This is a genomic window from Phytobacter diazotrophicus (genome assembly GCF_052061655.1).
GTDB lineage: Bacteria > Pseudomonadota > Gammaproteobacteria > Enterobacterales > Enterobacteriaceae > Phytobacter > Phytobacter diazotrophicus.
Genome location: NZ_CM125428.1, coordinates 5,040,533 through 5,061,630, shown reverse-complemented (window position 1 = coordinate 5,061,630; position 21,098 = coordinate 5,040,533). Strand labels below are relative to the sequence as shown.

At 51.6% G+C, this 21,098-nt stretch carries 25 protein-coding genes and 1 tRNA gene; 18 read left to right on the top strand and 8 right to left on the bottom strand.

Annotated features, from left to right (window positions below):
* The first annotated feature begins 32 nt into the window (after window positions 1-32).
* Window positions 33-1,673: a dihydroxyacetone kinase subunit DhaK gene (locus ACS0RQ_RS24500; RefSeq protein ID WP_271848681.1), complete on the top strand. Its 1,641-nt coding sequence runs from the start codon at window positions 33-35 to the stop codon at window positions 1,671-1,673.
* A gap of 233 nt (window positions 1,674-1,906) precedes the next feature.
* Here the strand turns inward: ACS0RQ_RS24500 and ahr are convergent, their stop codons facing one another.
* From ahr to ACS0RQ_RS24485, 3 genes are read right to left on the bottom strand one after another with little or no spacing between them, the layout of a single operon-like run.
* A complete protein-coding gene (ahr, locus tag ACS0RQ_RS24495) occupies window positions 1,907-2,926 on the bottom strand; it encodes an NADPH-dependent aldehyde reductase Ahr (protein WP_039076898.1) in 1,020 nt (339 codons plus the stop codon).
* A 57-nt stretch (window positions 2,927-2,983) separates the two neighbouring features.
* Window positions 2,984-3,562 (bottom strand): class I SAM-dependent methyltransferase, encoded by a 579-nt coding sequence (locus tag ACS0RQ_RS24490; protein ID WP_271848682.1) that lies wholly within the window; start codon window positions 3,560-3,562, stop codon window positions 2,984-2,986.
* A complete protein-coding gene (locus ACS0RQ_RS24485; protein WP_271848683.1) occupies window positions 3,562-4,575 on the bottom strand; it encodes an HNH endonuclease family protein in 1,014 nt (337 codons plus the stop codon). Before ACS0RQ_RS24485 ends, ACS0RQ_RS24490 begins: the two co-directional genes overlap by 1 nt.
* A 245-nt stretch (window positions 4,576-4,820) precedes the next feature.
* On the opposite strand from ACS0RQ_RS24485, the gene ACS0RQ_RS24480 reads away from it, so the two are divergent.
* Window positions 4,821-4,905, top strand: a tRNA-Leu gene (locus ACS0RQ_RS24480).
* 79 nt (window positions 4,906-4,984) lie between these two features.
* Here ACS0RQ_RS24480 and ACS0RQ_RS24475 read toward each other — a convergent pair.
* Window positions 4,985-5,179, bottom strand: coding sequence for a hypothetical protein (locus ACS0RQ_RS24475; protein WP_050862201.1), 195 nt, complete (start codon window positions 5,177-5,179; stop codon window positions 4,985-4,987).
* Between the two features lie 385 nt (window positions 5,180-5,564).
* Between ACS0RQ_RS24475 and ACS0RQ_RS24470 the strand changes: the two genes are divergently transcribed.
* The 3 genes from ACS0RQ_RS24470 to ACS0RQ_RS24460 all read left to right on the top strand — a co-directional run bounded on the left by ACS0RQ_RS24470 (window position 5,565) and on the right by ACS0RQ_RS24460 (window position 7,807).
* A complete protein-coding gene (locus ACS0RQ_RS24470) occupies window positions 5,565-5,717 on the top strand; it encodes a hypothetical protein (protein WP_177948730.1) in 153 nt (50 codons plus the stop codon).
* 234 nt (window positions 5,718-5,951) lie between these two features.
* Complete coding sequence (locus tag ACS0RQ_RS24465; protein WP_114272264.1) at window positions 5,952-7,160, top strand: DNA cytosine methyltransferase; 1,209 nt, start codon at window positions 5,952-5,954, stop codon at window positions 7,158-7,160.
* Window positions 7,157-7,807 carry an Eco29kI family restriction endonuclease gene (locus ACS0RQ_RS24460; RefSeq protein WP_088299174.1) on the top strand — a complete coding sequence of 217 codons (651 nt, stop codon included), beginning with the start codon at window positions 7,157-7,159 and terminating at the stop codon, window positions 7,805-7,807. The genes ACS0RQ_RS24465 and ACS0RQ_RS24460 overlap by 4 nt, the downstream gene beginning before the upstream one ends.
* Window positions 7,808-7,844: 37 nt before the next feature.
* On the opposite strand, the gene ACS0RQ_RS24455 is transcribed toward ACS0RQ_RS24460, so the two are convergent.
* From ACS0RQ_RS24455 to ACS0RQ_RS24445, 3 genes are all read right to left on the bottom strand, one after another.
* Window positions 7,845-7,985: a hypothetical protein gene (locus ACS0RQ_RS24455; RefSeq protein WP_227524309.1), complete on the bottom strand. Its 141-nt coding sequence runs from the start codon at window positions 7,983-7,985 to the stop codon at window positions 7,845-7,847.
* A 207-nt stretch (window positions 7,986-8,192) separates the two neighbouring features.
* Entirely contained in the window at window positions 8,193-8,411 is a 219-nt protein-coding gene (locus ACS0RQ_RS24450; protein WP_334632424.1) for a hypothetical protein, read from the bottom strand.
* Between the two features lie 2 nt (window positions 8,412-8,413).
* On the bottom strand, window positions 8,414-9,001 hold the full coding sequence (locus ACS0RQ_RS24445; protein ID WP_048290869.1) for a tyrosine-type recombinase/integrase: 588 nt from the start codon (window positions 8,999-9,001) through the stop codon (window positions 8,414-8,416).
* Between the two features lie 253 nt (window positions 9,002-9,254).
* Between ACS0RQ_RS24445 and ACS0RQ_RS24440 the strand changes: the two genes are divergently transcribed.
* From ACS0RQ_RS24440 to ACS0RQ_RS24395, 10 genes are all read left to right on the top strand, one after another.
* Window positions 9,255-9,593, top strand: coding sequence for a hypothetical protein (locus tag ACS0RQ_RS24440; RefSeq protein WP_050543448.1), 339 nt, complete (start codon window positions 9,255-9,257; stop codon window positions 9,591-9,593).
* Window positions 9,594-11,419: 1,826 nt separating this feature from the next.
* A complete protein-coding gene (locus tag ACS0RQ_RS24435; RefSeq protein WP_114272263.1) occupies window positions 11,420-11,866 on the top strand; it encodes a hypothetical protein in 447 nt (148 codons plus the stop codon).
* Between the two features lie 144 nt (window positions 11,867-12,010).
* The gene (locus ACS0RQ_RS24430) at window positions 12,011-12,187 is read left to right on the top strand and encodes a hypothetical protein (RefSeq protein ID WP_176377309.1); all 177 of its coding nucleotides are present in this window, start codon (window positions 12,011-12,013) and stop codon (window positions 12,185-12,187) included.
* On the top strand, window positions 12,165-12,989 hold the full coding sequence (locus ACS0RQ_RS24425) for a DUF6945 domain-containing protein (RefSeq protein WP_114272262.1): 825 nt from the start codon (window positions 12,165-12,167) through the stop codon (window positions 12,987-12,989). The genes ACS0RQ_RS24430 and ACS0RQ_RS24425 overlap by 23 nt, the downstream gene beginning before the upstream one ends.
* Before the next feature lie 15 nt (window positions 12,990-13,004).
* On the top strand, window positions 13,005-13,565 hold the full coding sequence (locus tag ACS0RQ_RS24420) for a hypothetical protein (RefSeq protein ID WP_114272261.1): 561 nt from the start codon (window positions 13,005-13,007) through the stop codon (window positions 13,563-13,565).
* A gap of 142 nt (window positions 13,566-13,707) precedes the next feature.
* Window positions 13,708-14,106 (top strand): hypothetical protein, encoded by a 399-nt coding sequence (locus ACS0RQ_RS24415; protein ID WP_114272260.1) that lies wholly within the window; start codon window positions 13,708-13,710, stop codon window positions 14,104-14,106.
* A gap of 616 nt (window positions 14,107-14,722) precedes the next feature.
* A complete protein-coding gene (locus ACS0RQ_RS24410) occupies window positions 14,723-15,067 on the top strand; it encodes a hypothetical protein (protein ID WP_114272259.1) in 345 nt (114 codons plus the stop codon).
* A 24-nt stretch (window positions 15,068-15,091) separates the two neighbouring features.
* Window positions 15,092-16,126: a major capsid protein gene (locus ACS0RQ_RS24405; RefSeq protein WP_114272258.1), complete on the top strand. Its 1,035-nt coding sequence runs from the start codon at window positions 15,092-15,094 to the stop codon at window positions 16,124-16,126.
* Window positions 16,127-16,178: 52 nt separating this feature from the next.
* Window positions 16,179-16,388 carry a hypothetical protein gene (locus tag ACS0RQ_RS24400; protein WP_200920859.1) on the top strand — a complete coding sequence of 70 codons (210 nt, stop codon included), beginning with the start codon at window positions 16,179-16,181 and terminating at the stop codon, window positions 16,386-16,388.
* A gap of 180 nt (window positions 16,389-16,568) precedes the next feature.
* Window positions 16,569-16,775: a glycogen synthase gene (locus tag ACS0RQ_RS24395; RefSeq protein WP_114272256.1), complete on the top strand. Its 207-nt coding sequence runs from the start codon at window positions 16,569-16,571 to the stop codon at window positions 16,773-16,775.
* A gap of 38 nt (window positions 16,776-16,813) precedes the next feature.
* Here ACS0RQ_RS24395 and ACS0RQ_RS24390 read toward each other — a convergent pair whose 3' ends face one another.
* Window positions 16,814-18,088: a site-specific integrase gene (locus tag ACS0RQ_RS24390; protein ID WP_114272255.1), complete on the bottom strand. Its 1,275-nt coding sequence runs from the start codon at window positions 18,086-18,088 to the stop codon at window positions 16,814-16,816.
* A 361-nt stretch (window positions 18,089-18,449) separates the two neighbouring features.
* Here ACS0RQ_RS24390 and ACS0RQ_RS24385 point away from each other — a divergent pair, with 361 nt between their 5' ends.
* The 3 genes from ACS0RQ_RS24385 (at window position 18,450) to ACS0RQ_RS24375 (ending at window position 20,902) form a co-directional block, all read left to right on the top strand.
* Window positions 18,450-19,712 (top strand): tyrosine-type recombinase/integrase, encoded by a 1,263-nt coding sequence (locus ACS0RQ_RS24385; protein ID WP_208594691.1) that lies wholly within the window; start codon window positions 18,450-18,452, stop codon window positions 19,710-19,712.
* A 203-nt stretch (window positions 19,713-19,915) separates the two neighbouring features.
* Window positions 19,916-20,176: a hypothetical protein gene (locus ACS0RQ_RS24380; protein WP_049007579.1), complete on the top strand. Its 261-nt coding sequence runs from the start codon at window positions 19,916-19,918 to the stop codon at window positions 20,174-20,176.
* 28 nt (window positions 20,177-20,204) lie between these two features.
* A protein-coding gene (locus ACS0RQ_RS24375) for an IS1 family transposase (RefSeq protein WP_247171588.1) occupies window positions 20,205-20,902 on the top strand; the annotation gives its coding sequence in 2 pieces (ribosomal slippage) (window positions 20,205-20,454 and window positions 20,454-20,902; 699 coding nt in all).
* Window positions 20,903-21,098: the final 196 nt, after the last annotated feature.

Genomic DNA, 21,098 nt, shown 5'->3' with positions numbered 1-21,098 from the left:
TTCCTTACGGTTCTCAAAAAATTCAGGAAGCTATGTCCAGATTCTTCTTTAATGACCGAAAACAATTGGTCAATGACGCCATTGAAGGAATGGTGATTTCCGCTCCCCACGGCAATTTAGTTCGCCTCGACATCGACCCCGCTATTCGTATTGTTGCCCGCGCCGACTGGGATAAATCCCGCGTTGCAGTGATCTCCGGCGGCGGTTCCGGCCATGAGCCCGCACACGCTGGCTTTGTAGGTAAGGGAATGCTCACTGCCGCCGTCTGCGGCGACGTGTTTGCCTCGCCGAGCGTTGATGCTGTGCTCAACGCTATCGTTGCCGTCACTGGCGACCGGGGCTGCCTGCTGATCGTTAAAAACTACACCGGCGACCGCCTTAACTTCGGCCTCGCGGCAGAAAAAGCCAAACGCTATGGGCTGAAAGTCGAGATGGTGATCGTCGCCGATGACATCGCTCTGCCGGACAATAAACAGCCGCGCGGCATCGCCGGAACGGCGCTGGTGCATAAAATCGCAGGCTATGCCGCCGAGCAGGGTAAGTCCTTAAGCGAAGTGCGCGACATCGCCCGACAGGCCAGTGAGAGTGTCTGGAGCCTGGGGCTGGCGATGGAGACCTGCAACCTGCCGGGAAGCAGCGGTGAAGACGACCGCATCCAGCGCGGGCAGGTCGAACTGGGGCTCGGCATTCACGGCGAGCCGGGCGCGAGCACGGTGGACTCGCATAACAGCCAGAAGTTGATTGAGACGCTGGTTGCACCGCTGAAAGCACAGGCCGGGGATGACCGCGTTGCGGTGTTAATCAACAATCTGGGCGGTGTGTCAGCGCTCGAAATGGCCCTGCTCACCAAAGAGCTGGCACACTCGGCGCTAAAAGATCAGATTGCGTATCTGATTGGCCCCGCGCCGCTGGTCAGTTCGCTGGATATGAAAGGCTTTTCCCTCTCGCTGTTACGCCTGAACGAGACATTTGAGAAAGCCATTAATGCCGATGTACAGACCGTCGGCTGGCAAAAACCGGTGCCTTTTGCGCCGATGAAAACCCAGCGCCACAACCCGGTTTATAACCAACTGGAAATCGAACCGTCGGAAAACCCACAGGTAAAAACGCTGGTCTCGACGGCGGCGCGGACACTTGTCGATCTCGAAAATCGCCTGAATGCGCTGGATGCCAAAGTGGGCGATGGCGATACCGGCTCGACGTTTGCCGAAGGGGCGCGGGAAATTATCCATTTACTGGAGCAGGGTGCGCTGCCGCTGAATAACACCGCGCAGTTGCTGCAACTGGTGGGCGAAAGGCTGGCAACAGTAATGGGCGGTTCCAGCGGCGTGCTGATGTCCATCTTCTTTACCGCCGCAGGTCAGGCTGTGCATGATGGTAAATCTTTGCCAGAGGCGTTGCTCCGTGGGCTACACCAGATGAAACACTACGGTGGCGCGGACTTAGGCGACCGAACGCTTATCGACGCGTTGCAACCGGCGCTGGAAGCCTTGCGCGATAGCGGGCTGGATGCCGCAGCGTCTGCCGCAAAAGCGGGGGCCGCCAAAACCGCGACCATGCAGACCGCTGGCGCGGGCCGTTCGTCCTATGTGAACAGTGAAAGTCTGGAAGGTGTCACCGACCCCGGTGCCGTGGCGATTGCAGAGGTGTTCGCGGTGCTGGCGAAGGAGTAAGCCATTTCCCGGATGCGCTGCGCTTATCCGGGCCACGCCTGGTTCCCGATACAAATGTGAGTGCGGGTTTTCGCCCTCTCTCTGTGAGAGAGGGCAGGGGTGATGGCATCAGGCCGCACAGCACCATTAGCCGGATGCGCTGCGCTTATCCGGGCTACGCCTGGCTCCCGATGCAAATATGAGTGCGGGTTTTCTCCCTCTCCCCGTGGGAGAGGGCAGGGGGGAGGGGCACATCAGAAATCCGCTTTCAACACCACGCGGTAACGCGCCTTCCCGTCACGCACATGCTGCAACGCCTCGTTAATCTGCGACATCGGGAACATCTCGGTAGTCGGTGCCACCTTGGCCCGCCCGGCAAACTTCATCAGCTTACGCAGCTCGAACGGCGTACCGGTCGCGGAACCGGACACACTTCTGTCGCCGCCAATCAGCGTAAAGGCCGGGACTTCCAGCGGTTTCAGCACTGCGCCGACGGTATGGAATGCGCCGCCGTGGGCCAGCGCTTCAAAATACGGCTGCCACTGCAAATCAACGTTCACGGTGTTGATAATTAAATCGAACTGGCCCGCCAGCGCTTTTAAGGCCTCCGGATCGCGGCTGTTGACTACATAATCCGCGCCCATCAGGCGGACTTCGGCCTCTTTCGCCGGGTTCGAACTGAACGCCGTCACCTCACAGCCCATCGCGCGCAGCAGTTTGATGGCGATATGGCCCAGTCCTCCAATCCCTATGACCCCGACACGGCTGGTAGCGGTGATATGGTGCATCAGCAGCGGTTTAAACACGGTAATGCCGCCGCAGAGCAGCGGCCCGGCGGTCTCGACATCAATGGTATCCGGCAGCGGGATCACCCATTGCCAGCCCGCGCGGATTTTGTCGGCAAAGCCGCCGCGGTTAAGGATGGTCGGCACCGCGCCTTCCTGGCAGTTGATATTGTCGCCGTTGATACAGGCGTCGCAGTGACCGCAGCTTTTCGCCGTCCAGCCAATGCCCACGCGCTGACCGACTTTCAGCCCTTTGTTTTGCGCGGCACTACCCAGCGCCACCACGCGACCAATTACTTCATGCCCGGCGACCAGCGGATATTGAGAGAAGCCCCACTCGTTGTCGATCATCGACAAATCCGAGTGGCAGATCCCGCAATAATCCACTTGTACTTCCACATCTTCCTGACCCAATTCACCCGCGTCGTACTCAAACAGCTCCAGGTCTGCCCCGGCTTCTTTAGCGGCATAGCTTTTGATAATCGACATCGCCTTTCCTCATGATGGTGTGAGATTTGAGTGTAGAAGATAGTCAGAGTAGTGGAGTTAATCTTTGCGTAACAAGGCGTTAAGCCAGGTTTCCGCACGATCCGGGCGTTTATCCTGCGTCGTCCACATCGACACCACCTGAACATCCGATAATGGGCTGACCAGCGCGGTCAGGCCTGATTCGGTTAAGTCACTGAAATGTCGACCTTCTTTCTCTCTTTCCTGTTCGCCATATTTGAACGAGACGTACCAGATTCCGCCGAGTTTCAGCGCCTGCGCCAGCCTGGACATCACCTGCGGTAAAGCGTGTGCTTCCACGTGTAGCAGGGACGCGCAGCACCAGATGCCGTCGTAACGGTCAGTGGCATCGACATCGCTGAATGTCATTTGCTTAACCGCCAGCCCGCTATGCTGCGATGCCATGCGAACCATCTCGGAGGACGCATCAAAGGCCTCGACCTGATAACCCATCTCCAGAAACGCACGGCTGTCGCGCCCGGAACCGCATCCGGCGTCCAGCACGCGCGCGCCAGGGGCAAGGTGCGCGATAAAAGGGGCGTAGAGCGACGACATATCGACGCCGATGGTGTCGGCAAAGAATGCCTGTGCATGATTTTGATAGTAGTTAATGGTCATCAGAAAGTATCCGGCCCGGCGGCCATTGGCTCCCATTCATGGAATAAATTTACGCGAGCAGTGTTCCAGACATTTGACAGGAAATCATGCCGTTTTACAGTGCTCGCCCCGGTCTGGCGCATCAGGGTTTCGCGCAGCGGGAGGTGGCTGGTAATGAAGTACTCGTTGCGATCGTGCAGGCGCTGCAGCAGTTTCAATGAGGGGACATGGGCAAATTTTCCCTGTTTACCCCGGTTACAACATTTACAGGCCAGCACCAGGTTCCAGACGCCATTCACATTCCTCACCTGGTCTTTGAGCATCCACGGAATAAAGTGATCGACATCGGCCAGGTTTGCGTCACCGGTTTCTACGCTTATAGGTGCGAAGCAGTAAAAGCAGCGGCCTTTCTGGTAGCCGTTGAGGCTATCGCGACAACTGGTGATATCGACACGGCGGTTATTCTGGATGCTGAACAGCATGTTGTCCTGTTCGTCATGCTCCACGGCAATGAGGTTGCGCGACACGCCCATCGCCCAGCCTTGCTCGACCAGGTTCCAGCGCGCGTCCGTCTCCAGCTTCAGGTTCTGATACTGCATACCTTCCGTGAGCTGATGAAAATTTGTCGTCAGGCGTATGCCTTTGTGGGTTTTACGCTCATCGATAAAAAAGCGTTTTTCGATTTCGCCCTGATTGACGTTGTGAAACGCATTGAGCACAACACTAAAACCATTTCGCAGCGTCGCTTCTGTAAGCGCATTCTGGTCGATTTCCCCGGTATTAAACTGACGACAGGCATCCAGATACTGACTTCTGGAGGAGGTGATTTGCTTTGGTGCCTGCGCCAGATGGCGACACAGATGCTGGCTGAACGGGACAGCGAGATCTTCGAGAAGGATGAGGTCGCTGCCGTCGCGTTTCACGTCGTACAGCGCATGGGCCAGCGCGAATTTGTAGGAAGCGACATTTTTGCCAAAGAGGATTATGCCGCGCCAGTAGTTCTCCAGCGTGGGTTCAACCTGATAGAAACGCATGCCTTGTCCTGATCTATGGATGTGGGGAATGGGTAAAACCCGTAACAGGATCAGATAACAAGACGCGATAAATGTAAACCGCCGCCGTCACGTTGCAGCGTTTTGCGAGAAGCGTTCCAGATAGTGGGGGAGTGCGGTGGAGATGTGTCGATTTTTTCGGCATTTAGACGCGACAAGGCGGGGGAATGCTTGCGCGGGGATCTGCAACAGGTATAATGCAACCCGCTATCAGCATCCCCTTCAGTGCCGAAGTGGCGAAATCGGTAGACGCAGTTGATTCAAAATCAACCGTAGAAATACGTGCCGGTTCGAGTCCGGCCTTCGGCACCAATCAAGAAAAACCCCTCAGAAACAACGAGTTAGTTAAATAACTCTGCCTTTCTTGCCTGTGTTTTTTGCTTGAATAATGTCACCAACGATTGCCGCTGTGTTTGGTAGTGGCTTTTGGGATGTTATCACGCAGCGGCAGGTAGTTTCCAGGCTCAACCCTGTACAAAACGTGAACGGTCAGCACTGACGGCTTAATTTTTTGTCGCTGGTCTATCCGTTGCGCTTTTCCTTTGAAGCCGGAAGACGCCGCCAGCGTCTCTAATCCTTTTCCCATAACCCTTGTCGATGTGGCTCGCGCTTCGTGCGGCGCTCCATGATGCAACACGTCGAGATGACGTTGCAGCGAATAAACAGGCGTAATGTTGGGAAGACTAACCGGATCGGGAAAGAATCCGGCTCTGCCACGGTTTCAGCCACCGGATCACAACGGCTACCTGATAAGAGGCCATGACAAGGCATCATCATTCCCGCGAGGGGAGCATACTTACTGGTGCGGATGTCGCTTCGCTCCGCCTCTCCTTATGTGCCCAACACGGCACGTAAAGGTCACTTATTGCCTTCGGCACCATTTGGTAGGGTATTTTTGCATCTGGATTTGTCACTGCGATTTTCTGTAGCCTGCCTTTGTGGCCCAGCGGCGGGCCGACCTGGAGGCAATCATGGTGAAGAATGCAGCAGCAACCAAACGCAATAACCGTAAAATTCACGCACGTAAGTTTCTGGCAACTCCAGAGGGCAAAGTCTGGCTTGAACAGAAGAAGGTAGAAGAGGCTGAGTTGAAAATGGTCGCAGAGGCCAGAAAATTTATCTGATAGCAGCCTTCCACAAAGGGGCCAATTCGGCCCGATGTAACCGTTTAGAACCCAGATGATTCGCCTTCGGCGCTTTTATTCGCGCACTCAACACGATGTACGGGCGATTTATTGTTTAAATTTAGTCTATACAATCAATTGGCATCGCCAACGGCATTGGATCTGGCCTGCTGGTTCCGATGAAAGGATTAAATTGTTAAGATGCAGGGCATAAGCCATAGGGCGGAGAAAAGAATGAAATCTGTAGAGCTATTTGCCGGAGCTGGCGGCTTGGCTATGGGCTGTGAGATCGCTGGTTTTGAGCATCTTGCCGTTGTTGAGTGGGACAAATGGGCCTGTGATACCGTCCGGGAAAACCAAAAGCATGGGTTTCCGTTGTTGTGCAACTGGGATCTCTTTGAAGGCGATGTAAGGGCGTTTGACTGGTCGCAGATTCCAAAAGATATTGATCTCCTTGCCGGGGGGCCTCCTTGTCAGCCATTCTCGATTGGTGGTAAACACAAAGCTAACTCTGACTCGCGAGATATGTTTCCTGCGACAGCAGAAGCCATCAGACAAATTCGCCCTAAGTCCTTCATCGTCGAGAATGTGAAGGGGTTGACGCGCGCAACCTTTGCGAGCTATTTCCAGTACATCCAGTTGCAGCTTGAATTTCCTCAGGTCGCGCCGAGAAATGGCGAGGATTGGAGCGAGCACCTGAAACGCTTGCAGGAAGAGAAAACCAGTGGGAAAAGCAAAGGAAAGGGGCTGACGTACAACGTGCTGGCAACATTGGTCAATGCCGCAGATTACGGCATCCCACAAAAGCGCGAGCGTGTCTTTATTGTTGGTTTCCGTGATGACCTTGAGATTGAATGGTCGTTCCCTAAGCCAACCCATAGCTATGATGCCCTTGTTTATGAGCAGTGGGTTACTGGTGACTACTGGAAGAGACATGGTTTAGAAATGCCCGATCTTCCGGATCAGTTAGTTAGCCGTGTCGCAAAACTGCGTAAAAACCCCCCGGATACACTCCCGTGGAAAACAGTTCGGGATGCTATTGCGGATTTGCCAGATCCTGAAACAAAGGCGGCTAAGAAGATCCGGAATCATACGTTCCAGGCGGGGGCGCGAACTTATCCCGGTCATACAGGAAGCCCGTTAGATCTGCCAGCTAAAACACTCAAAGCTGGTGCTCATGGCGTTCCAGGGGGCGAGAACATGCTCGTTCGTGATGATGGCTCAGTACGCTATTTTACTGTGCGAGAAAGTGCACGAATTCAAACGTTTCCCGATAGTTATCGTTTTCACGGGAGCTGGACTGAAACCATGAGGCAGTTGGGTAACGCTGTGCCGGTTCACTTGGCGTATTGCGTTGCAAGTAGTGTTGCTGAAAAACTGTTGATCTCCGAGATTGGTAACATCCTGAGAAGGGGTGGAAATAATAAAAGGGTTTCTGCATGACAGGTAAAGTCATTCCGTTTAATCCACTTGATAAGCAAAACTTAGGAGCCAGCGTTGCAGAAGCCTTGTTGAGCAAGGAAGCACATCCACTTGATGAGTTAACTTCGTTCTCTGGCGCCGGGATTTATGCCATTTATTACACTGGCGATCACCCTGCATATGAGCAGTTAGCAGGTATGAACCGTGATGGTAAATTTCAGCTACCAATTTACGTCGGAAAAGCTGTTCCCGCAGGTGCCAGAATGGGGCTTACCAATCCGGAAAAGGTTGGCAACGTTCTTTTTAGGCGCTTAAAGGAACATGCTGAGAGTATAAGGTCAGCACAAAACCTGGATATTAAAGATTTTTATTGTCGCTTTCTCGTTGTGGATGATATCTGGATTCCTTTGGGCGAGTCTTTGGTCATATCCCGATTTAAGCCAATCTGGAATTCATCCATTGACGGTTTTGGTAACCATGATCCTGGTAAACATCGGTACACTGGTTTGCGTCCTCGCTGGGATTTTATGCATCCGGGTAGAGGATGGGCGCAAAATCTGCGTGAGCGTGACGAGACAGTTGATGAATTGATTAGGGATTCGCGGCAATACTTGCAGAACTTGCCGCTCAGTTTAGCCCAGAAATTCATCGAGGCTGAGGGCGATTAAGCGAAAGATCACCGGGGGCTATTTTGCCCCCTTTTTATTATGTCGAGATTTTCAATGCTTCCAGCCACGCCAGCAACTGGCGCAACTGCTGCCCGGTCATCGCCGGGATTTTAACCGCCTGACCGGCTTCGACGTTGCGAAGCGCGAGCGCTAACGCCATAATGTTGCTGTTCTTCATTCCTGACTCTCCGTCGGTTTTGTTGAACATGGCGCGGGCTGTCTACCGCCAAGCACTCAGCCTGCGCCGCCTTATCTACTGCCTGCCTTAGGTTCTTCGGTAGCAGATGCCGCTGTATAACCGTCCCGGCAAACGTCACCGTCTTCGTGTAGACCTGAACCACGGCCCCACACCAGACGAAGCTGGCGAGAGCTTCTTCCTTCTTCATTAATTTGAATCCTCGGTGTCGAAGTTTTTGACTGACGCGCAATGCTTGCTCAGCGTCACGTAACTAAATGAATAGATAGAATTTTCATAACGGCAAAGCGTCTTGCCGTTGGCTGTATCCTCCTGTTCAGTGAGTTGCATCGTGATCCGTCCGGCGTGTGCTGGCTGACATGCCAGCAGGGCCAAAACTGTTAACACTGATGTTGTGCATTTTTTCATCATTACCATTCCTCCCCGAGAGAATATTCTCCCGCTAATGTGTCAGCCGTCTCCTGCGTGAACCCGATGTAAAACAGTGTTGAGGCAGGGTTAGCCTGGCCCAACAATTTTGTGATGTGCTCAAGCGGTGCTCCGTTCTCAAACAATATACGGCCCTTGCTTTTGCGTGGTGTATGGCTTCCCACATCCTGGAAACCTGCACGGCGTCCGCACTTCCCGTACTCAGTCAAAACCGCATTGTGTGAAACTGGCTGACCCTTCGATCTCAGATCGGACAGGCTGAATATGTAGTCACCGAATTTTGGGCGGTCTGCTGCTTCTTCCCGGCGAGCTTGGACGATAGAGCGCATAGCCGGGGTAATAGCGACCTTGTGAAGTTTCCCGGTCTTCTCTTGCTTGATAGACAGATGCGTCTTGCCATCAGCGAACTGATCCCAGGTCAGTTTTACGGCATCACCGAAGCGGAGAGCGCTCTCGAACTGCATCGCCCACAAACAGCGGAACAGGTTGGTTTTTGTATTCCGTGCCAGCTCCGCGCTGACGGCCTTCACTTCTTCGGCGGTCTTCAAAGCGATCATTGCATTACCCATAATTTTCTCCCTACAGCCGTGCGGCTTTTTTATCTTTCAGTTGATATATTTTTGATCAAAAACAGTGTGTTGGAAAGTGATTTAGTTTAATTGAAGCACGAAATGATCAAGAAATGAGTAAGTATTTTTGTTCCTGAACGGGCTTTAGGGCGCAGCCAAGTGAAGAGGAGCCGTGATCAGTGGATTGCTCCTGGTAAAGGATTAATCTATCGTGACGGGATGTAACGAATACTTGCAGCGGTTTGGATCACTTATGCTTAATACGCCAGAACTGATAGCCCCAATCATTGGATTTTGCTCTTTCAGTTGCGGGGTTACCTCTTATCTCGCATGTAAAGGACAAGGATTAAGTAAACTTGGCTGGGTACTTGTTATATGCAATGTTGCGGCATTCCTATACTTGAATAACCTTCTTTTCATCGATCTGATTCAAAGGGTTGCAGATACCGAAGATGGTTATGTGAATATTTTTGATGATGAATTCGTCTCGGATGTTTCTCGAAATACGATACAGGTAATCATCACTTACGTGGCGGCGGCTGCAATTGGTGGTTATCAGGGAGCAAAAAGAAAATTCAAAATAAATAGGTAACTTGATGGTGGTTAAACGTTTCCCCGCTGGAAAGGGTCTAAAGTGACTGCCCTCCTTTTATGTCCTGCCCAGAAAAATATCCTGCCTTCACACTCAGAGATCTGCCTGACGAACACTCACACCCCACGAAAAAAGTCAACAGAAATTTCAAAATATCTTAGCGGCTGAGTCATCGAGTACCGCCCGAGTCCCGAGCATCAGTCCAACGAAGTGAATAAACCTTGCCTGATCCTGCATAAACGATGCATAGGAAGGCCGTCTGACGGCGTTATCAGGCTCATATACCTATTATCAATCACTTGGAGAGTGGAGACTGTTAGTCTTCACTTTCACGACTTCGCTTTTCCCTCTGCCCTACGGGCCAGGTTTCCCCACCAACAAGAGGCCAGGCGCTGGCGATATGGCCCGACCTCCGGCCCTGGTCGTTGTCTTATCCCACAACAGTTCCGGCCTCAACCCTTCCACCATCCGGCAACCCTTACCACGCTTCACCAGAAACCCTTAGCGGCGTTTGCCGTCACGATCTGAATCACGATAACCGCAATCACAGCGCCCTCCAGAGCGCGTCCCGTGAGCCTGAAAATCGGGCTGAAAAGCGAGGCGATTGTCATCGTTTCTGGTTTTTTGGCGAAGAATTATTTTTTGCAGAGAATGGGGCGTTGTGAGTGAATCTGGTTAAGCTCCGTGATGAACCGGCAAGCTACGATATCAGCAGACAAATTTAACGAACATGCGCCCCGGCTGGCTCTCAGGCCCCTCCACATGTACCACACACCATAGATATGATCGCCACTTGACCACACACGCGCGCGGAGAGTGGCCCGGATGGGTCGAGATATCGGGGATTTACTTGCATTTGTTTATTATTATCAGGCTATTTAATGGCATTTATTTTGAGAAAAGATCGCCAGAGGTGGGACAGCACATCGTGCGTTTGTTTCTGCATTACCGGCGGATGCGCCACCAACACGACGACGTTTTGACTCGGCGGCGATTCTGACCTGCCAGATTTCGGCATTACTGGGGTCGGAACGACATGCCCCTTGAACTTTGTAAGGTCGCCAGACGACCATAGAAATGCGTTTGTAAGGTCGCCAGACGACCATAGAAATGCGTTTGTAAGGTCGCCAGACGACCACCAATAAGCACGTAAAGTAAAATAAGATCATAACTCTCTAATAAGATCTTTTCCCATCTACTTCCCTGGCCGGGAAGAGAATGCAACGGCTCAACAACAGGTCAACATCCACACCTCTTTAGATTGCCATTGTGATGGCTATCTTTCTTTCTGACCTTGTTCAGTCGCAGCCGCTCCACGCTCCACGCTTCGCGATATCCATCGCCCACGGTGTCCGGTTAATCTCTCCCTGACCGGGAGAGGCCAGCCACCTTTGGGCAGCAAGGGCGACAGCCCGCGCAGCAATTTGGAAACTGTCACGAACATGTAGTGTGAGAGTCTATTGGGGCCGCGAGGGTGTGCGACTTATGCAATACCCGCGCCAACTATACACGAAGCCATCAAATCCTTAACGAGAGGGGCCTACGCGACGCTGTAACACCTCGGGTAATACGATGGTAGCCGGTATGACTGAGAGAGCGTTACAGAGCGTCTCAGTGCGTTTAAAAAGAATTTGACATTGAAATCATACGTGTGTCATATTAATATAAAGAAATCTATGCTTCCTTTGGTTGTGCTTGCTATTTGCAAGGATTACTGATAACATGGGTTTTAACAAATAAGGTGCATCGCCGCCCGGTGATGGCTCCTGACAAATGGGTACAAATGACCTCCGAGAATAATTTCAATAACTCAACGGAGAACCCAAATGAACAAACCGAAATCCCAACGCATCACCCCAAACGCCATGACAGGCGAGCAAATCGCAGATGCGATCCTTTACGGCACCTACACCAAAACCGCGCTCTGGTCTTTCATTAGCCGAAGTGGTGGTGCTGACGCTGCACACGCGAAGTTCCCGCAGATTGCCGTTGCACTTCATATCCTGAAACAGGAAAAGAAGAAGGCAAAGAGCGCCCGAGCGGTCAAGACGATCCTCAAGCCGTTATCCCGCCAGTTCGCTGACGGTCAGTCGCTGACTGAGATATTAGCCCCGGTGCTCCAGGGTTACCGTCGTCTATACCGTGAGAAACTCAACCTCGATATGACGCCCGAGCAGGTGATCATGTTCCTGGTCGCTACCCACGGTGTGGAGAACCTGGAACAACACGGTTACAGCGTTGCGGGCAACTTCCTGACAGCTACGACAGCGTGATCCCATCCGGCGCAACGCCGGGTCAATCAAATTGCCTCAAATAGGGCAGACCAACCAAAATGCAGGCCACAAGGCCGCCGGAATCCTGATCGCTACCCGCGATAGCAGGATCGAATCCGCATGTCTGACAAACAGGAGAACGCCATGAAACTGACGTTTAGCAATTCAACGATGGACGTAATCATGCACGAGTGCCGCCGCACAGGGACACCTGTTGCAACGCTCATCAATAAACTTGTGGATGCCGAGGCAGAACGCATCCGAATCAACTTGAAGAAATCCATTGAAGGAGAACCAAATGACAGAAGCAGCAAAAAATAAGGTAATTACCGAGCCATCCCTCATCACTGCTAAGCGTCTCACGGCGCATCAGATTGTTGTGAAGGACACGAACCAGGTGATCAGAATGACGAATGACCACAGGATGGTTTACTCGCATCTGGAAGATCAATTCCGTGGTCTGACAAATCCCAAAAATATCGCCGCTGGCAAGTCTACCGGTCATTACTACGACTCAGACGAAAACCTCGCGATTCGGTGCGATGTATCAGAATACATCTTCAAGAAAGTGAAGAAGGATCTTAAAGCTCTGGGCCTTATCGACTGGATACCACCCAAGGCGAGGAAATCAGGCCACTCTTGTGAGTATTTTGTTAAGTCGGTTAAGGAAGTGGCGCTCAATCTGGAATTTATCTTCCAGGAACTGCCGAATGGTCAACCATCTTATGATCATGAACGTGTCAGCGGTCAAAAGACAAATAAATCAAAGCCGCAGGCACCACAGGCAGAAACCGCTGCTACACCGTCCACTGATGCGCCCGCAGAGGAATCCACTGACACACCCGCTGATCAGGGTGTTGGCATGGCCCCTGAGCCTGCCCCGGTTGTTGTTGGACAGTGCGATCGCCTGGCATCTAACGATGACGGCAGCGGCGATGCTGGCACCGATGGTAATCATGCGGTGAACAACGAGGATGACACGACAGCAGGGAGGCCCATTATTGTGACGGGATATAAAACCCCGGCTATACAGAGCAAAGGGGGGATCTACACTCCCGAGGAGATGGCCCGCTTTGCTGCTGAGGAGCGTGCAGAGTATGCCAATGGTGGCACACCTTTTTAAATAGCAGAGGACACATTGATTGAGAAACGCAAGGCGCTGACCGCCAACCAGAACGAAACAGAAGAAGATCTTCCCGAACCACTCCCAGACCTGACTCGCCTATATAAACGGCGTTGCCGCAACGGCGATATCATGCAGAAGTGCAAACATCTCCTCATTGCCGGAATGCTTCCGGGAAGGGTTGCGCTGATCTGTAGGCTTCCACTGGAAAAAGTCCAGGAACTGTACGACAACAGTTATAACCCGCGTTGCCGCCGATTCGCGAAAACGAACGAATACACCAATGCCCATTTAGCGCTGACCAGTTTTAACGAAGGGGCTGATTTAAGCGCCATATGTACGGCTCTTGGATTGTCGCTGTACTGGGTGGTGATGTCACTCAGGCAGAACGGCGTCACCGATGCCGCAATGGCTCCACGGTTCCCTCCATACGACCATCCGCTATACGTTGAATATCGCCGAGTGTGTGAACGGAAGGCCGCGAGCCGTTTTAAAGCGATTCAAATAAACCCGGTAAGACGCATCAATAAGAACCAGGAAGGCAAGCCAGGGCCACGAACAAGGCCGCAACCGTGAGTCAGATCGCGACGACCTGAAAGTCCCACATTGACCCAACATTTAACCCTACTCGAAATCTTATCTTACCTGCCCGTCGCAGTGGCCGCAGCTTTTCGCCGCGCCCGTGATGGACTGGCCTTGTACAGGAATAAAAAACATAATGAAAAGCGCATTGCAGAAAGTAAAAGACGGAATCGCCGCCATGTTGCTGGGCAAAAATCCCGAACAATTAGCAGACGAGCAGCGCCAGGCGGCTGTAAAAAGCGCCGTGGATGACTACCTGGCCCGCCATCCCGATTGGAAGCCGTCAACGAAGCCAGCGCCAGCAGTCGCGCCAGTTGCCAACACCAAACAAAAGGCCAAACGTATCATGAAGACGCTGGGCGCTGGGGCAGGTGTCTTTACTCCCCATGTTGTGGACGAAGCGGCGTTAGCTCGTGCTCGCTCCAAATGCCGGGAGATCGTCGCCGCCGATCCGGCTGCGTACTCCTACGTGATCCCGTCAGTGCCACTGCCTGACCAGGATAAACCGGGCGGGGCGGGTATAATACAGGGCTAATGATAAAGGGGGCAGGGAAGCCTTCCTTCTTTGCATTCACAGATGAACTTAGAAGTCAATAAATTTAACGTAAATTCTGATTGCGCTTTAAATAATAACGTGTTAAAATTATATATAAGGTGATTAATAGATTCGAAAGAGTCTACTGCGAACTACAGCCAATTGAACGTAATTTAATCTCCTCTCAGGCGCTGGCTCCTTGATACCTCGCAGGCCATCTTTGCTTTCCAGCGCCGCTTATTCCCCTGCCGTGGTATTAGCCTTCCGCGATGGGGTTTGCCAGCGGTCTAACAACCGCAATAAGTCCCTCTCCTCAGTGGGCCATCTTGCCATGATGTTAACTGGCACGAGCGCGGCGCGTTTGGGGTTTCTCCCCTCATCAATGGGCGTTGCCGCCGCTCCCTTATTCTCTTCTCTCAGAAAAATAACGATAAAGATCCTCGTTGCTCCTCAGGGGCGGTATCTCCGCCGCCCGCCTTTTTTCTGATGCAGAAACAAATAAAGGAAGGTCGCCACCGGGCGACCTCTTTTGTACTCGCACACCGTCAATTCTGACGATACGGCCCGAAAGGCCAAAGCCTACAGGCCAGCAAACAACAACTTATGGAGTGAAACCATGAAACTGGGCGAATCCCAACGCACCTTTAATGATGTCGTGACCTATCAGGCCGACGCTAATTTTGCAGTGAAAAATATTAACATCCCAAACCTGGCCGTCGAAGTGCAGCCCGGTTCGGTCATTAAGGCTGATGGCACTGCATTTACCTCCGGCAATGATGCGTTACTGGTTCTGAGTCATCACCGCGCTGGTACAGATGCAAACATCATCGTTGCTGACCGTGGCGTTTACATCCGCCCGGAAACAGTGATCGCCGTTATGGGGGAGATTGTAGGCGCTGCTGCAATAGCTAGTCTGATTGCATCCGGCAATATCCGCGCAGCTCAGGCTGACGCTCGATAATTTTACCGATAAGGACATCACAACATGGCTCTTACAAAAGATTTTTCATACGTCGATTACAGTTCGACCTTTGCGAACGTTCCGGCCCGCAACCGTATCTTAACCAACCTGAACATTTTCCAGCGTGACGTTACTGACCAGTTTAAAACCAGTCTGGACATCCTGAATGCTCAGGCTGACACCATCGCCCCGGCAGCGAATCGCTTTTCCAGCGAATGGGGAAGCACACCGAAGCCAAAAGCAGCTAACCATCTGATCGAGCTTCCTCTGTTCCCTACTCAGGATGTGATCACTGCTGCTGACGTGCAGCCGTACCGTAAGATCGGCTCTTCGCTACAGGCCAATGTCCTGGATGCTGTGACTGCTAAAAGCCTGGCTCACTATGAACGCTTCGCTGCAACTCGTGAACGTATGTTTGCTGAAAGCCTGTTCCGTCATCGAGTCACCGATATGCAGTACACCGCCGACGGACCAACCCTAGATTGGTCCGAAGAGTTCGGGTATGACCAGAGCACCGGAACCATCTACACGGGGATTGCTGCTGATCCGTTAGAATCCCTGTCCGATGAGGTCAGCGCCATGAAGCGCCGCATGGGTGGTCTTGCTTCGCTGCTGAAAGGCATCTACCTGTTCGCGGGTTCCAACCTGTTCAAGAAGCTGCGTTTTAACCCATCGGTTCGCCAGCTTGTGCAGTATGGTGTGCTTGATCCTGATGGTCTGGTATTCAATAAAGAGATCAACCCGGCATTCAGCTATTACGTCCTGGATAACGTGACCGTGGTCGAGATGTCCGATACCGATTTTTACGGCATTGGGGCAGATCAAGGCTTCATGGTTCCGGTCTTCGAGAAGCCGTTAAGCGCTGATCAGGCATCACCATTTACCAACCTTGTCGGGCCTACATCACGAAATCTCGAATTGGCCTTTGCTGACGTGGTGGACTTCCGCATCTATAGCAGCACCGACGCGTATAAGAACATTACGCTTTCCAGTGAGTTCAGCCTGTTGCCGATTTGCTACCGCCCGGATCTGGTAACGAAGCTGACGATGGATGCATAAAGAAGTTGGGCGGTGATTGCCGCCCTCTTAATCCTTTGGAGAGGTAATAAAGATGCAATTGAAAATCCTTGGCGTGGGAAACTCGCCGCTGCTGTCGGTCAAGGTTAAGACGCTGGACGATGCCGGGTTGCTGAACGTGTCAGCGCTGGCGCGCGCGCTCTCGGTGCATAGGTCAACATTCTTAAGCAAGGTTGCCAGCGTAGGCCTGGAGGCTGCGATCCTGCACTACGTGACTGAACAGAAATTGAAAAATGTAAGCTAAGGCCGGATGGGAAACCATCCGGTTTTTTTATAAGGGCTTTAACCTATTTAACCCGTGTGGGTTACATCATATTTTCATTTAACCATCAGATGATTAACCATGCAAAGTGTAAGTAAATAAACTTGGACGAAAACGTTTGCGGGAATTAATATGGATAAATCCTAAGAAAGGGAGGTGTCTATGGAACTGCCAAACGCTCAGTCAGTAAATAATTTCGATTTCCTTGCACGAAGTTTTGCGCACATGGAGGCTATGGGTTTGCCTGTTAATCTAAATGAGATTACAGGGAACATGCCTGACGAATTGAGGAAGTGGTTTTGTCGTCGGTATGTACAATACTGCAAGCACGAAGTAAAAAACGAGAATGAAGAAACTACGGGCGACTGAAAGAATATCGAGACCGGACGGGAAACCGCCCGGTTTTTTTATGCCTGCGTAGCGGGATGAAAACCGCCGTCGGCGATATCGTAACGGATTAACTCGACATATTTTGATAGCTCCACTGGTGATGCAGCATTTTTGGAGTATGTCTTGAACGCCTCTGTTTTCCCGCGCTCATGGCCCATCAATAACGCGATCCTGTCTTCTGGAACCTGGTTGCGGTCAAGCTGCTGGGCCACTTCATGACGTAGCGAGTGATAAACCTTCCGTTCCGTTTCAACTCCACCCAGTGCCTGTCGTTTAGCCCGTGTAAAACGCTGCGTATGCCACGTTGAGCGCTTGCCGTCTGCACGATCAATGATCGACGCACGGTAGAAAAGGAAGCCGTTATGGGGCTTCTGGAGAAGGGACTCCACCAGATCGATAATGCGGCTATGAACCGGGATGATACGCGCCGCTGATTTGGTCTTGCCTTCTGTGACCTCGAAGCAAAGGACGCCCTCAATCCTGCGGATGTTCCCAACCTGCAAAGAGCAAATCTCGTTCAGCCTCATGCCGCTGTACATGCCAATCAGCGTGACCGCTTGCATTTCTTCGTCACCCCCCAGAGCTGCGAAGACCTTCGCCAGTTCCACATGGGTGAAAACTTCGTAGCTTACCTTGCTACTTTTCGCTTCCAGGCCATGACCACGCCAGGGGTTATCCTGTGGTGCGTCGTGATATCGGTTACGGGCCAGATCCCAGATTTGAGCCAAGGCGCTAATATAGTTTTGAATCGTCTGGGGCGCTCTCTCGCTTTTCAGCCTATCCAACCAGCCAGTAACTATGGTTCGGTTAACATCCCTCAGAGGAATATCGCGCTTACGAAGGTGGGACAATAAGACCTCGACGGCCTTGTTCGTCTTTGACAGGGTGGTCAGTTTACGTTTCTCGCTGAATTGCAGAATGTACTGATCCCGCATCGCCAGAAGGGAAGGGCAAGCCAACACCTGAGCGGAGAAGTTCAATTGTGTGGGCGGTGCGTCCTTTGCCTGTTTGCTGATGCCCCGAAGTTCATCAAGGATCTGTTCAACCCTTGAACCTGAACGTACAGGTTTAAGCTGATCGCGCAGCTTGTACCATTCCAACGCGATGGCATCCCGGAATAGACGTGCCTGACGAATGTCGCGAGTCGCTGTTGACCTCATGAAGTATGTTTTATTGCCGAAGTGTGCCGCCATGTATGCCGGGACAGCTATGCGTACCATGTACACACCACACGGATCGAGAATTAGATAACGATCGCGTTTGTCCTTCGGCTTTACCCTCTTGTGATCCATGTAAACCCCTGCTATTTTGCTGGGGCAATCTGTTGGCGAAATTGGCTGTACGAACCGTAGGTGCGTAACAAGTTAGTGATGATAATCAATGACTTGTTAGACGCAGTTGATTCAAAATCAACCGTAGAAATACGTGCCGGTTCGAGTCCGGCCTTCGGCACCATCGGAACATCAATAGACGTCAACGGACGTCTTTTTTTGTGCCTGAAATCCAGTATCCGCAAGGCTTTCCTCGCTTTTTCACTCAACCTAAGTCAACCTGATTCAATCTACATCAACTTACTGATGCGGGTATAACTGCGGGTATATCCCGGTTCGATAATAATTGTACCCACACAGAACCCTTGAAAGGATATTCATCATGGCTCTGAGTGATGTGAAGGTTCGTTCGGCTAAGCCCGAAGCAAAAGCCTATAAACTGGCTGACGGTGAAGGCATGGTTTTGCTGGTTCACCCTAACGGTTCTAAATACTGGCGACTTCGTTATCGCTTTGGTGGTAAAGAGAAAATGCTGGCGCTGGGTAAATACCCCGAAGTGTCATTAGCTGATGCCAGAAATCGTCGGGATGAAGCCCGTAAGTTGTTAGCTAAGGGCGTCGATCCTAGTGAGAACAAGAAAGCTGTTAAGGTGGAGCAGGAACAAGAGGCGATAACGTTTGAAGTTGTTGCAAGAGACTGGCACGCCAGCAATCAGAAGTGGTCTGCATCACATAGCGCTCGTGTATTGAAAAGTCTCGAAGATAATCTCTTTGCTACCATCGGTAAGCAGAACATTGCGGAGCTTAAGACTCGGGATCTTCTTGTACCCATCAAAGCGGTGGAGTCATCCGGGCGACTCGAAGTCGCTGCTCGTTTGCAACAGCGAACTACCGCGATTATGCGCTTTGCTGTGCAGAGCGGTTTAATCGACTACAACCCTGCACAAGAAATTGCCGGGGCGGTTGCTACGGTGAAAAGACAGCATCGTGCGGCTTTGGGGCTTAACCGCATACCTGAATTACTTCATCGCATTGATCACTATTCCGGAAGACCATTAACCCGACTTGCTATCGAACTTACCTTGTTAGTCTTTATCCGTTCAAGCGAACTGCGTTTTGCTCGCTGGTCTGAAGTAGATTTTGAAACGGCTATGTGGACGATTCCGGGCGAGCGTGAACCCTTAGAAGGTGTTAAGCATTCTCAGCGTGGTTCGAAGATGCGTACGCCTCATCTTGTTCCCTTGTCGCGTCAAGCTCTCGCCATTTTGGAAAAGATCAAAAGCCTGAGTGGAAACCGTGAGCTGATCTTCGTTGGTGATCACGATCCGCGTAAGCCGATGAGTGAAAACACAGTTAATAAATCACTACGAGTCATGGGCTACGATACGAAGGTTGAAGTATGTGGTCATGGTTTCAGAACAATGGCTTGTAGTTCATTAATTGAGTCGGGATTGTGGTCAAGAGATGCGGTAGAGCGGCAGATGAGTCACCAGGAACGTAACTCTGTGCGTGCGGCTTACATTCATAAGGCGGAGCATTTGGGGGAGAGGAGGTTGATGTTGCAATGGTGGGCTGATTATCTTGATGCTAATCGGGAGAAGGCGGTGAGTCCGTTTGATTTTGGGAAACTAGAGTCTACACGGTAGTAACGGCTGTCTTGAGGATAAATTTCTGCTGAGGATTAAGTACTCTGAGCAAAGCCTGCCGCCTTGTGGTGGCAGGCATAGAGCTAAAGTTTTTTATTTTTTTGATACAACCTAGGTAACGCATTGGAACTACTTGATAAAATTTTCTTCGGTTAGAATGAGTGCATCATCCTCTACGGGTACTGTATTTTTTAGGAATAACAATGGCTGTTAATCAGGCGAAAATTTTTGAACATCTCGAACAACTGGTTGAAAACCCTGAGCAAGACGAATTTATCTACGGCTTTTTAACTGCTTTTGAGTTCCCTAAAGCTACGTTGAGTCTCATCCGGCAAGGCGGGGCGCGGAATGTTGCGAAAGAGCCTGGACATGTTGGGTTAAAAAATAAGCTCTATTACCAGCCAGTAGCCGATAGCGATGATATCGAATCAGTTTTTGGTAATGCTGCCAACTTACTGATTTAGTGTATGATGGTGATTTTAAGGAGCTTGCGTGGCTTCCATTTCCATCAGATGTCCTTCCTGCTCCGCTACTGAAGGCGTGGTGCGTAACGGCAAAAGCACTGCCGGACATCAGCGCTATCTCTGCTCTCATTGCCGTAAAACATGGCAACTACAGTTCACTTACACCGCCTCTCAGCCCGGTACGCACCAGAAAATCATTGATATGGCCATGAATGGCGTCGGATGTCGCGCCAGTGCACGCATTATGGGCGTTGGCCTCAACACGGTTTTACGTCACTTAAAAAACTCAGGCCGCAGTCGGTAACCTCGCGCATACAACCGGGCAGTGATGGGATTGTCTGCGCTGAAATGGACGAACAGTGGGGCTACGTCGGTGCTAAATCACGTCAGCGCTGGCTGTTTTACGCGTATGACAGGATACGGAGGGCGGTTGTGGCGCACGTCTTCGGTGAACGCACTCTGGCCACACTGGAGCGTCTTCTGAGCCTGCTGTCGGCCTTTGAGGTCGTGGTATGGATGACGGATGGCTGGCCGCTGTATGAACCCCGCCTGAAGGGAAAGCTGCACGTTATCAGCAAGCGTTACACTCAGCGCATTGAGCGACATAACCTGAATCTGAGACAACATCTGGCAAGGCTGGGACGGAAGTCACTGTCGTTCTCAAAATCGGTGGAGCTGCATGACAAGGTCATCGGGCATTATCTGAACATAAAACACTATCAGTAAGTTGGAGTCATTACCTTGCATTTTTGCAAATGCCATGATATTAAACTGTCCGCTTTTATATTCTTAACGCTAACCGCGCAAAGCGGTCGTGCAATAATTTCAGCATGTAAATATCCGGGGCCTTCTATTGGAACCTGGCGTTAGCGTGATCGTTTTTTTCAGCACTGAACCCCGAAACTTTTTGCCCTATATAGAG